General features: G+C 62.1%; 11 protein-coding genes. 5 read left to right on the top strand and 6 right to left on the bottom strand.

Features of this window, described 5'->3' with window-relative positions; genetic code table 11:
• Positions 1-308: 308 nt before the first annotated feature.
• From ACFMO5_RS03755 to pdxS, 6 genes are all read right to left on the bottom strand, one after another.
• Positions 309-1,148 (bottom strand): hypothetical protein, encoded by an 840-nt coding sequence (locus tag ACFMO5_RS03755; RefSeq protein ID WP_376791425.1) that lies wholly within the window; start codon positions 1,146-1,148, stop codon positions 309-311.
• Between the two features lie 21 nt (positions 1,149-1,169).
• Positions 1,170-2,279 (bottom strand): response regulator, encoded by a 1,110-nt coding sequence (locus ACFMO5_RS03750; protein WP_376791424.1) that lies wholly within the window; start codon positions 2,277-2,279, stop codon positions 1,170-1,172.
• Positions 2,276-2,809, bottom strand: coding sequence for a hypothetical protein (locus tag ACFMO5_RS03745; RefSeq protein WP_376791423.1), 534 nt, complete (start codon positions 2,807-2,809; stop codon positions 2,276-2,278). The genes ACFMO5_RS03750 and ACFMO5_RS03745 overlap by 4 nt, the downstream gene beginning before the upstream one ends.
• Before the next feature lie 479 nt (positions 2,810-3,288).
• Positions 3,289-4,113 (bottom strand): hypothetical protein, encoded by an 825-nt coding sequence (locus ACFMO5_RS03740; RefSeq protein WP_376791422.1) that lies wholly within the window; start codon positions 4,111-4,113, stop codon positions 3,289-3,291.
• Between the two features lie 14 nt (positions 4,114-4,127).
• Positions 4,128-4,721 carry a pyridoxal 5'-phosphate synthase glutaminase subunit PdxT gene (gene pdxT, locus ACFMO5_RS03735; protein WP_376791421.1) on the bottom strand — a complete coding sequence of 198 codons (594 nt, stop codon included), beginning with the start codon at positions 4,719-4,721 and terminating at the stop codon, positions 4,128-4,130.
• Between the two features lie 235 nt (positions 4,722-4,956).
• Positions 4,957-5,856 (bottom strand): pyridoxal 5'-phosphate synthase lyase subunit PdxS, encoded by a 900-nt coding sequence (gene pdxS / locus ACFMO5_RS03730; RefSeq protein WP_376791420.1) that lies wholly within the window; start codon positions 5,854-5,856, stop codon positions 4,957-4,959.
• A gap of 909 nt (positions 5,857-6,765) precedes the next feature.
• Between pdxS and ACFMO5_RS03725 the strand changes: the two genes are divergently transcribed.
• The 5 genes from ACFMO5_RS03725 to ACFMO5_RS03705 all read left to right on the top strand — a co-directional run bounded on the left by ACFMO5_RS03725 (position 6,766) and on the right by ACFMO5_RS03705 (position 12,047).
• Positions 6,766-7,113, top strand: a complete 348-nt coding sequence (locus tag ACFMO5_RS03725; protein ID WP_376791419.1) for an Asp23/Gls24 family envelope stress response protein — start codon at positions 6,766-6,768, stop codon at positions 7,111-7,113.
• A 59-nt stretch (positions 7,114-7,172) separates the two neighbouring features.
• A complete protein-coding gene (locus ACFMO5_RS03720; protein ID WP_376791418.1) occupies positions 7,173-8,846 on the top strand; it encodes a DAK2 domain-containing protein in 1,674 nt (557 codons plus the stop codon).
• 357 nt (positions 8,847-9,203) lie between these two features.
• Positions 9,204-10,040 (top strand): DegV family protein, encoded by an 837-nt coding sequence (locus ACFMO5_RS03715; protein WP_376791417.1) that lies wholly within the window; start codon positions 9,204-9,206, stop codon positions 10,038-10,040.
• A gap of 143 nt (positions 10,041-10,183) precedes the next feature.
• Positions 10,184-10,846 carry a TIGR01906 family membrane protein gene (locus ACFMO5_RS03710; protein WP_376791416.1) on the top strand — a complete coding sequence of 221 codons (663 nt, stop codon included), beginning with the start codon at positions 10,184-10,186 and terminating at the stop codon, positions 10,844-10,846.
• A gap of 250 nt (positions 10,847-11,096) precedes the next feature.
• Positions 11,097-12,047, top strand: a complete 951-nt coding sequence (locus ACFMO5_RS03705; RefSeq protein WP_376791415.1) for a UDP-glucuronic acid decarboxylase family protein — start codon at positions 11,097-11,099, stop codon at positions 12,045-12,047.
• Positions 12,048-12,155 lie beyond the last annotated feature (108 nt).

Here is a 12,155-nt window from a genome sequence, read left to right as displayed (position 1 = left end):
CCCCCCCGCCCACCCCAAAATCCCCCAGATCCCCCATTGGAGGGAAGGAACGCGTTTGGTCCGCAGTCCGGCAAGCACGCCTCGATCACTTACTTCAAGTATAACACTGACCTCCGCGACCAAGTGAGCGAAAGCCGCGGCGGACCTCGCAGACCTTCCCAATCCGGCGCGTTCCGACGATGGCCCCATCCAACGGATCCGGGGTGCAGGCGATGCGGGCCTTTCGGAAGGAGACGGTGGGAAGGGGCTGCGTGCAGCCTGTCCATCCCCGTTGGTCAAGGACTGGAAGGAGGGAGCTCCTCGGAGGCTTAGTGCGACGGTCGAGCAGGGCCCTCATGACGGTAGGGAATCGGGATGTATTCTACCGAGGGACGCCTCGGGGCCGCTTGAGGGAACATCTCCATCAGGTGATAGATCTCATCGGGCAACCCAACCCGAACCGGGAGCCCCAACGCCTGAGCTTCCCGAACCGAGATCGGGTAATCATGAGTCCAACGGCCGCTGCTTAAGGCTTCCGCGATCGCCGTTGCTCGCTCCGGCTCCATCCCGTTGGCCGTCAGCAGCTCGATCACCGTGGAGCGCACCTGATGCATCGCCTTGCGCGCGATATCCGCCAGGATGAGCGTCTGATCGTCGATGTTCGCCAGCGGCTTGGTCTCCACCACCTTCAGGATGGACGCCGCCGGATACTGGCCCAGCTGAGGGTCCACCGGGCCCAGCACGGCGTTCTCATCCATCACGATCTCATCCGCCGCCAGCGCGATCAATGTTCCGCCGGACATCGCGTAGTGAGGGATGAACACAGTGACCTTCGCCGGATGCCGAACCAGCGCCTGAGCGATCTGCTCAGCCGCCAGAACCAGCCCGCCCGGGGTATGGAGGATCAGATCAATGGGCATATCCGGGGGGGTCAGCCGGATCGCCCGGAGCACCTGCTCGGAATCCTCAATGTCAATGTAACGGGAAAGCGGGAGACCGAAGAACCCAATGGTCTCTTGGCGATGGATCATCGTGATCAGGCGGGTACCCCGCCGGCGCTCGATTTGACGGATCAGCCGGGCTCGGGCCTCCTCCAGGAGCCGCCGCTGCATGGCGGGGAACATGGCGCTGAAGATCAGGAAGATCCAGAAGAGGTCGAAGATGCTCATGACTTCATCCCTCCTCAGGGATCAGCCCCCAGGCTGCCGCACGACAGACAGGACATGCCCGGCCAGCCGGTGGGCCGCCGCGGCCAGGGGGCTATTGGGATGGCTCATGGTCAGAGGCGTGCCCTGAGCCAGCGCCACGGCCTGATTCGAGTCAAACGGCACCGTCAGCATGGGCGTCCGGCCTAATGCCCGCTCGATCGCCTGAGGATTCAACGTGCCCGGCCCTGCAGCGTGATTGATCACTACCTGTGTCCGCTCCAGCGGGATCCCCACCGACTGAAAGACACGCAACGTCATCACGGTCGTCTGCAGAGCCCCAACCTCGGGGCACATCACCAGGAAAATATGATCCGCGTGCTGACAGAAGGAGAGGCCGAGGGGGACTAAGGTGGAGGGCCCATCGATCACCACAAAGGTGAAACGCTCCCGTAGAAGGTTCAACGTTAGGCTCACCAGCGAATCATCCACCGCCTCGGTGACCGGCATCAGCGGAGCAGGGAGCAAACTGAGCCTGGTGGGATGAGTCATTAAATAGGTCTCCAGGCTCTCCTTAGAGCCTCCCTCCTGCCACCAATCCAGCCAGGAAGTCCGTGGGGCGATCCGAAGATGCAGCCCGGCGTGGCCGGAGTTCAGACTGGCATCCCACAGGACCGTGGGGCCGTTGCGAGCCAGCGCCAGCGCGGTGTTCACCGCCAGGGTGGTGGTCCCCGTTCCTCCGCGAAGGCCCAGGAAGAGCACCACCGGGCTCTGTCCGCCTACTCGCCGGCGTCGGTTCAGCACCTCCTGGACACGATCCAGAAGCTCCTTCTGGGAAATCGGCTTGGCCAGGTAATCATCCGCGCGGGCCGCCAGAGCTGCCTCTCGATCCACCGGCTGCCCCCGGGCGGTGAGGACTAGAACCGGCGTGTCGTTGACCAAGGGATCGTTTCGGATGGCCTGCAGCACCTGGAAGCCATCGATCTCCGGCATCATCAGGTCCAGGATCACCAGATCCGGCTGCAGCTGGCGGGTCTTCTCGATCCCGTCCGCGCCATCGGCGCTGGTGAACACTTCGAACCCGGCCCGTTCCAGCATCAGACGGACCATCTGAAGGAGCTCCACATCATCATCGATCACCAAGATACGGGTCATCCCTGAGCCACCTCTCCGCTCAGTGAGAACAATCCGATGAAATCCCGATTCACAAAAATCAGTTCGCCGGCGAAGATCACCTCGGGCCGCTCGCTCATCACCGCTTTCGCATTCATAACTGGGATGAATCGTTCCACATTCGTCACCAGGAGGGCGTGTAGATCAGGACGGCCGATGAATTCAATGGTCCCCTCGATCTCGAAGCCCGGGATGGTAGCGAACACGCCATACACCTTGCGAGAGCCATATGCTGGGGAGATCGCCTTAAGGGCCAGCTCAACCCCCACATTGATGATGGCCAGCGTGATATGATTCTTACTCAGGATAGCAGACCCAAAGCTCTTGAGGATGCGGGCGGGTTCTTCCAGCCGAGAGAGGAACACTGCTTCCAGGGGGATAAAGGAGGTGCGCACATCGTTCAAGACATCCCCCAGGACCCGACCTCTCAACACCATCTGGGCAGAGATCCGATGAGTGGGAGTCAGAAAATCAACAGTGATCGTCCCCGTTCGGATTCCAGGCTGTGTCATGGGAAGGCCCCTTTCCTTAAATGAAACCGCGATGGGCTTGCCCAATCCGCCAATCCGGGCCCATTATAGCTGTGAATGCGGAAAGTTGCAGCCCGCCCAATCGGTTCGTCGGGCGTTCCCTCAGCTCCAGGAGGGTTGCTCCCACCGCCCCCTGGATGTCCAGCGCTTAGCCCTACCCTCTCCGCCCTTTCCATAGCTCGGAAAGCCGAGGAAACGCTCCTCAGTAAAGAATACCGCTAAAACAGAGGCCTGGGGCGCAGACGAAGCCCGCACCTCAGGCCTCTGTTCTTTCCTTAATTTGATGTTCATCCAATTTGGGGATATGTGATGGAGGAGCCGTTTGTAGCGCTTCTCCCATCTTTGTTTTTGAGGTATGCAATAGGGAAAACCGATGACCCCCAGCCCCCAAAACTCTCAAGGAAATTGCTTAAAAGCGCATTCAGTCGTATCCAACAACAACACGCCTCCGGCCTCTTTCGCTATCCGGACTCCAGCACCTTCTCACCAGCGGGCTTAAGGATCGCCCGATGGAAGTAGAACGCCAGGGAGGTCGAAGCGCTGATCTCCAGCTCCTCCACCGCTGGCAGAAGATAAGGGACCGCGATCCAACGCACCATCCGCCCCATAGCAAACGCCGGTTGGAACCCCAGCGCTCGTAAGGCTTCCGTCAGGCCAGCGTTTTCCCAACGAACCTGTACGTAAACCGGATGCCGCCAGCGGGTGCCCAAATCCGCCAGGGTTTGCGCCAGCGCAAGCAGCGGGCGCTCCTGCGCGCTCCGAAGCTCCTCCACCCAGGCTCCCCGTGCGCCCCGATACAGCGCCCATGGGGAAACCCGGATCCCAGGCTCGCGGCCCGCCAGGGCCTCGAACGCCCGTTCCACCACCTCCGCAGAGCCCGACCACACCATATAACGACGGGTTCGCTGGAAACCCAGGCGGCGCAGGAGGGCCGGCCGGAGCTCATCCAACGCCACCTCGGCCACCAGCCGCCGGATCCTGCGAGCGGCGGCCCACTCCACAACCGCATGGAAAATCGCCTCCCACCTGGCGATGGCCTCCCGCTCCGAGAGCGCCGGGGCTGGGGCCATCCACAGCAGGCGTGCCTCCTCCTTATCCCGCCGATACCTCAACTGCAGGAAACAGGATCCGCCGCGATCTGAAAGCGTGAGCACCGGCATCAGGTCTGGGAAGAAGAGGGAAGCGGTGGCGGCCTCGATCGGATGGAAGCGCTCCACCCGCGCCGCGCGTTCATCCAGATATAGGCTGTTCCCGATGGCCGCCAGAAAACGGGGGCCATCCCTCATCCGGAGAGCTCGGATCATCGGCCGGAAGCCTGGCGAACGATTTCGAGGAAATATTGGTGGAACCGCAGATCGTCGGTCAGCTCAGGATGGAAAGCGGTGGCCAGCAGATGCCCCTGTTGAGCGGCCACGATCGTTCCATCCTCCAGGCGGGCAAGGACTTCCACGCCCGGCCCCACCGCTTCGATCACCGGGGCTCGAATGAACACCGCATGGAAGGGCCGAGGGTCCCCCAGCCGAGCCAGAGCGGGGATCTCCAAGTCCACTTCGAAGCTGTCGATCTGACGGCCAAAGGCGTTTCGTCGCACCTGGATATCCATCAGGCCCAAGATCGGCTGGGGGCGGCCCGCGTCCTTGGCCAGGAAAATCATGCCGGCGCATGTGCCCCAGATCGGCACGCCGGCCTCCGCCATTCGACGGATCGGCCCTAACAAGCCGTAGCGCTCCGCCAGCGCTCCAATGGTGGTGCTCTCCCCCCCAGGAACGATCAAACCCTCCACGCCTTCCAGATGCGAGGGGAGACGGACATCCACCGTCTCCACCCCCAGCCGGCGGAGCACCTGGTGATGCTCCAGGTAATCTCCCTGCAAGCCCAGCACCCCGATCTTCACCATGCACCTCCCGGATGTAGTGCTTGGTTCTTATCCTTTGGGGATCTTCAGGGGTTAGGGGCCGCTGAAGGCGGCCTTAACCCCCGAAGGATTTCTTCCCTTACTCTCCACCGCCCTTCGGGCTACGGAGAGAGGCGGGCGTCCGCCCCTCCACCGCATGCCCTCCAAACTTTAGGAACGAGGAAAACCCCGAACACTCGCCAAGGGCGCTTGACCATCCTCTCGAACGAACTTTCTACCATCCGCGCAAGGCCAGGCGTTGAGCTTCCGTGAGCTGCCGAACATCTATGCCGTACATCGGCTCACCCAGATTGCGGCTGACCATCGCCAGGATCTCCGGCTCCTGCCAGTAGGTCACCGCCTCCACAATTGCCCGCGCCCGCTTGTAGGGGTTCTCGCTCTTAAAGATCCCACTTCCCACAAACACGCCATCCATCCCCAGCCACATCATCAGCGCTGCATCGGCAGGGGTGGCGATCCCACCTGCCGCGAAGAGGACAACAGGCAGCCGCCCAAGGCGTTTGGTTTCCAGGATCAGCTCATACGGGGCCCCGATCTCTTTGGCATAGGCCACCAACTCTTCCTCCCCCATCCCTTGGATCCGCCGGATGGCGCCCATGATCGCCCGGGCGTGGCGCACCGCCTCGACCACGTTCCCGGTCCCGGCCTCTCCCTTGGAGCGGATCATCGCTGCCCCTTCAGCGATCCGACGTAGGGCCTCCCCGAGATCGCGGGCTCCGCAAACGAAGGGGACCCTGAACTCCCACTTGTTGATGTGATATTGCTCGTCCGCAGGGGTCAGAACTTCGGACTCATCGATGAAATCCACGCCGAGGGCTTCCAGGATCTTCGCCTCCATATAGTGGCCGATGCGGCACTTCGCCATCACCGGGATGGTCACCGCCTCCATGATCTCCAGGATCTTCTCAGGATCCGCCATGCGGGCCACCCCCCCCTGGGCCCGGATATCCGCGGGGACCCGCTCGAGGGCCATCACGGCGACGGCCCCCGCTTCCTCAGCGATTTGAGCCTGTTCCGCATTGGTGACATCCATGATGACGCCGCCCTTCAGCATCTGGGCCAAACCCCGTTTCACCGTCACGGTCCCATAAGCGCGTCGAACCTCCCTACTCATCGTTGACCTCCTCCGGAGTCTCGGCATGGAGTAGGAGTTGCACTATGCCGCTTGGATGAGCCCTGGGTCTTTATTCCGCGCTGTTCCCCAGCGCGGACAAGAAGCCTGCCCCCAGGAAAGCAGCTTCCCTGCCGTGCCTCAGCTTCTTCTATTTTAACTCAAGATCCCGATAATCTCCTGGCGGGGCGTGGGATGAGTCCGTGGCCTCGCGCATGCGGACAACTCGCCCTCCCGGGCATCCACAAGAGGTGCCCCTACCCCATCCCAGCGGCCCCTGTAACGAAGATGTGGGGGCAGGCCTTGTGCCCGCCCCGATACGACCCTTCCAGGCCTTGGGCTTGCCCCAAGACACCCGCAAGGGGTGCCCTACACCATCCCATGGCCAACCTGAAATCCGCCGGGAAATCCACCCCAGCACCGACTCAGGGAAGCCGGGAGATCCTCCCTCTCCTCCCCAGCGGCCTCAAGGCGGCGGGGACAGAGCAGTTCCGTCTGCCCGATCCTGCTTTTGACAGCGAAGGGGCGCTCGTTTCCTCGAATCGAATCTTAGAAGAACGCCTCAGCGATTTGCGCTAAGATAAGTTAAGAGGCACTGGTGAACCGCCCGCATCATCCTGGGGATTAAGAGATGATACACCGTGCGCATCATTGAGCGCTTTGTCCATTTTAACATTGGGGTTTTCGGGGGCTGGGGCGATGACCAAGAACGGGCGCTCAGGCGCCCTACTCCAAACAGCCCCCGGCCCAGTCCCCAAGGACCCCTACGGGGAACGGCTGGAAAGGGCATTCGGTCCGATCGGGGGCGAGCCGGTCGCCTTCGGCGCCCGGCTTGCCCCCCAAACCCTCAAGGAACCCAAACCGAACATCCAATGTGGATGAAGCACGAGCTTCCAGAGGAGCGAGCGCCTTATGAAAGAAGAGAGCGAACTGGGGCGGATTGAGGTGCTGCCATCCGCGATCGCAACGATCATCGCCCAGGCCCTTATGCAATGCTACGGGGTGGTTGGGTTGGCTCCGCACCGCATGACCGACGCGGTCGCCAACTTCTTCGCTCCGGATGCCCGACGAAGCATCGAGATCCGGGAACGGCCGGACGGCCTGGTGATCGATGTTTATCTCATCCTGGCGCATGGGGTTCGCTTGATCGCTGTCGCCCGCAGCGTACAGCACACCATCAAATACCATGTAGAGAAAATTGTGGGCCTGCCGGTGGCCGAGGTGAATGTTCATATCCAGGGCTTGCGACCGCAGCGATAGCAGGGGGATGTACGGATCGCCCCCCATCGCTGCTTTCAAATCTTCCATAGGAGGAAGCTGTGGAATTGGATGTGGATCAGGCTTCACGACGCTCCCTCCAGGCGGTAGATGGGCCGACGTTCAAACAGATGATCCGGGCTGCGTTGCTCTGGCTTCGCCGCCACCACGAGCTGGTAAATGCTATGAATGTGTTCCCGGTCCCAGATGGCGACACCGGGACGAACATGTTGCTGACGATGGAGGCGGCCTGGCGGGAGATCGCCGACATGCCGGATCAGGAAGTGGGAGCGCTGATGCAGCGGGTAGCCCATGGGGCCCTGATGGGCGCTCGAGGGAATTCCGGGGTGATCCTCTCTCAGATCTGGCGGGGGATGGCTCAGGTCATCAACCATCGCCCGGCGATCACGGCGGAAGACCTCGCCCTCGCCCTTCAGGAAGCGACACGCACCGCTTATCGTGGGGTGATGAAGCCCGTTGAGGGAACCATTCTCACCGTGATCCGCGAGGCCAGCGAGGCGGCGCTGGATAGCATGCGGCAGGGCGGGGATTTTATGGAGGTGATGGAACAGGTCGTCCGCCGGGCCGGCGAGGCCGTGCGACGCACCCCGGATTTGCTTCCCATTCTGAAAGCGGCGGGGGTGGTGGATTCCGGCGGACAGGGACTCTATCTGATCCTGGAGGGGATGCTTCGCTATCTGAAGGGGGAGCCTGTGGAGCTGGAGGAAGCTCCGATGGCCGTCCAGGCTCCCTCAGGTGCCCGGGCGACCGAAGCGTTGGAGCCCGGATCGGAGGGCTATGGCTACGACGTCCAGTTCATCCTGGTGGGCCGTCATCTGGATGTAGAGCAGATCCGCCGCGACCTGGAGGCGATGGGCGATAGCGTCCTGGTTGTCGGCGACGCGAACACAGTCAAAGTCCATTTGCACGTCCACGATCCCGGGCGTCCATTAAGCTACGCGATCCGGTGGGGCAGCCTGCGGGATGTCGTGGTGGAGGATATGCAGGCCCAATATCAACGCTTCATCGAGGAACGGGCCCGCGCTCCAGAGATCGCTTTCCCTTCCGGACAGCCCGGACCGGTCGCCACTGTCGCTGTGGTTCCGAGCGAAGGATGGGCCCGGATCTTCCTCAGTCTGGGGGTCAGCGCGACCCTGCGCGGCGGGCAGACGATGAACCCCAGCGCCCAGCAATTCGTAGAGCTCCTCAAAGCGCTGCCCACCGATCAGGTGATCGTGCTGCCCAATAACCCCAACGTCGTGCTGACCGCCCGCCAAGCGGCCGAATTGGTTCCGGATAAGCGCGTGGAAATCCTTCCCACCCGCACGCTGCCTCAAGGCGTGGCCGCCATGGTCGCATACCGCGCCGAGGCGGACCTGGAAAGCAACCTACAAGCGATGGCGAGGGCGGCGCAGCTGGTGCGCAGCGGCGAGATCACCCGGGCCACACGCGATGTGGAATTAGAAGGCGTCGCGGCCCGCCACGGGCAATGGATCGGGCTGGTGGACGACCACCTGGTGGCCGCGGGGGATGAGTTGGCGGAAGTGGTCCGGAGGACCCTCGAGGCGATGGGGATCGCTTCCGCCGAATTGCTGACCCTTTATGTAGGGGCGGAGGCGGATCCTGAACAAACAGCCCAGCTGGTGGAGATGCTCCGCTCCAGTTATCGCGATCAACAGATCGAAGTGGTGGAAGCTGGACAACCTTACTATCCTTATCTTCTGAGCGTGGAATAGTGCTTCATCCATTGTTGTTTTGAGGATATTGGGGGCGAGCCCGGACGCCTTCGGCGCCCGGCTCGCCCCCAAACCCCCAGGGGACCCAAACCGAGAACCTAATCTGGAAGAAGCGGTGGTTACTGCTCTATCCGTATGGGTTTTGGGGCTCTGAGGTGCTGGCATCTTGATGCGCCCCTTGGTGCCGATTCGAAATCGGCCTATCGAGGCACTCCCGCGCCGGGCGTTCGCCCCCGTTGACGCGGGGCTTCGGCCGGCGAAGGTCGATCATCGGCTGCCGGCCCGGACAGGGTAACCTCCAGTCAGCGCCTGAATAGCTACCCTAAAGTTCGCGATTAGGGGGAGGGAAATCGATCCATGCCGATACGGGTGCTTGTGGATAGCGCGGCGCTGCTGAGCACAACGGATCCGCCCAACGACCTTCTGGTTCGGATCCCATTAACCATCCGAGTGGATCATCAAACCTTTCGGGATGGGATCGATGAGATCCCGGCGGAGCTATGGCCGCCCGCAGATCGAACGAAGGGATTCGCGTTGGAAGTGCCGACAGAAGAGGAACTGCGGGCGCTTTATACCCAACTGGCTCCCAGCACCTCGGCCATCATCGCCGTCTTGCACTCTGGCCGGCTCTCCCCGCTGGTGGCCCGAGCCCGGGCCGCGGCTTCGGCCGTGCTGGGCCGGTGCCCGGTCCATGTGATCGACACCCAGACCCTGGGGATCGGCCAAGGTTGGATCGCTGAGGCGGCCCTGCGCCTGGCCGCCCAAGGCCAATCCGCCTATGAGATCGTCCGGCTTCTACGAGGGATGCTCTCGCGAATTTACACCGTCTTCGTTACCGAGAGCCTCGAAGCGCTGGAGCGCAACCGATTGTTGAGCAAAACCCAGCGCATCCTGGGAACCATGCTGGGGATCCGCCCATTTTTGATGATGGAGGACGGGGCCCTGCTTCCCTTGGAGAAAGCCCGTTCCACAGAAAAAGCCCTGGAAAAGCTCATCGAATTCGCGGCGGAGTTCTCCCGAGCGGAACGAGTGGGGGTCCTCTATGGACCGGCGCGCACGCCTCAGGAAGCCCATGCGTTTGCGCAGCGTTTGCAGGAAGCGATGCAGGCCCGGGAGCTCGTGGTTCGCCCGTATGGCCCCTCGCTGGCTGCATGGATCGGCTTCGATGGACTTGGGGTGATGATCAAAGAATAACTCGGTTTTGGGGATAGGCCGTGGAGGGATCCGGTCGTCCCATCCCTCGCCCTCCCCTCCCGGCGGCCAAATCCCCACGAGTGATAATAATGCGGAAAAAGCACTCGGCTGCCTGTTCACTTCCCAAAGGGAGGAACTCTCCGATGCTGTCTCGCCTGCTTTCCGCAGTGATCGTCCTCTCGCTGCCGGCCGTGTTGCTTCTACTGAACGTCCGGCTGCTGATGAATGACTGGTTCATCCGCTTAGAATACGCACGGCCCGATTTCCCGCCGGATCTCTATGGGATGAGCCCAAAGGAGCGGCTGGAATTGGCCCTCACGGGCCTCCGCTCCGTCACACAGCCGCCGGGGGCGAGCATCCTGCGGGAGGTCCGCTTTGCCGATGGACAACCCGCCTTCAACGAGCGGGAGATCCGTCACATGCAGGACGTGTATGTCTTACAGGGGATCGCCTTTCGGATCGGCTTGATCTTGGCCCTGGTGTTGATCGGTGCATGGGCATGCCTTTGGTTTTCCCCCGCCACCCACCGGTTGGCCTGGCAAAGCCTGAACTGGGGAGGTCTTCTGACCCTCGGGCTGGTCTTGGGGATCCTGCTGGGCTTCCTGTTCAGCTTCGATGCCGCGTTCACTCTGTTCCACCGGATTTTCTTCGAGGGAGACACCTGGCTTTTCCTGCCTACCGACACGCTGATCCGGCTCTATCCGGAGAAATTCTGGTTTGATGCCGCCGTATGGATCGGCGGGCTCACCTTACTGGAAGCGATCGCGCTGATCCTTCTTGCGCGCTGGCGGCTCTCCATGAGCTAGCGGAAAAGCGGTGACGCCGTCCCCGCTCCCCTTGCGGCGAAGCCGCATAGGGGAAGAATTTCTAGATGTGGGAGAAGCACTACCGGAAAAGTTGCCGTTTTTGTTAAACTTCAAGCGGCCTCGGTGGCCGCCCCAACGGATGTGGCTGATCTTCCATTGGGGGCGAGGCACCCATGCAGGGGCACCTCTTGTAGGTGCCCCTACCAACGTCCAAGGGATGTCCTGAAAACCCATCCAGGTGAGACACCCCATGCGCATCCTGATCACTGGCGCCGCTGGCTTCATCGGCTCCCATCTCTGCGATCGCTTTCTCGCTAATGGTCATGAGGTGATCGGAGTGGATAACTTCTTGACCGGGACCGCGGATAACATCGCCCATCTGATCGGGCATCCACGTTTTCGGTTTATCCGCCACGACGTCACCCATTTCCTCTACGTGGAAGGGCCGCTGGATGCGGTGCTTCACTTCGCCTCGCCGGCCAGCCCTGTGGACTATCTGAAATACCCCATTCAGACCCTGAAGGTCGGGGCCTTGGGGACCCATAACACCTTGGGCCTCGCTCGGGTGAAGGGAGCCCGTTATGTGCTGGCTTCCACCAGCGAGGTCTATGGGGACCCTCAGGTCCACCCCCAACCGGAAACCTACTGGGGCCACGTCAACCCCATTGGCCCGCGCGGGGTCTATGATGAGGCCAAGCGATTCGCAGAGGCCATGGTCATGGCCTACCATCGAGTCCACGGCCTGAACACCCGCATCGTGCGCATCTTCAACACCTACGGCCCCCGCATGCGCCTGGATGACGGCCGGGTGGTGCCGAATTTCATCGGCCAGGCCTTACGAAGGGAGCCCTTGACGGTCTACGGCGACGGCATGCAGACCCGCAGCTTTTGCTATATCGATGATCTCGTGGAAGGGATTGTCCGGCTCCTCGAGATTGAGGAGCACGAACCGGTGAACTTGGGGAACCCGGAGGAGGTCAGCATCCTCACCTTCGCGGAGATCATCAACCGCCTCACGGGGAACCCGGCCGGGATCCGCTTCCTCCCGGATCGCCGGATCCCCGGGGATCCCCAACGCCGCTGCCCGGATATCACGAAGGCCCGTCAGCGCTTGGGGTGGAGCCCCCAGATCCCTTTGGAGGAGGGGCTGCGGCGGACGATCCGGTGGTTCGAGGAGCGGCTGAAACCCCGTAACCGGTGATTTGTGGCCAAGGAGGCCGGGCGGCACGATGAGGGGTTGAATCTGCTGCGCCACCGAGGTGAAAAGGATATGGGGGAGATTTCCTGTAAGTGGCGGGCCGCTTACGCG

It is taken from the genome of Thermoflexus sp., assembly GCF_042408365.1.
In the GTDB taxonomy this organism is placed as follows: domain Bacteria; phylum Chloroflexota; class Anaerolineae; order Thermoflexales; family Thermoflexaceae; genus Thermoflexus.
Note: the sequence above shows the minus strand (reverse complement) of the source record. Positions and strands in the feature narration are given on the sequence as shown.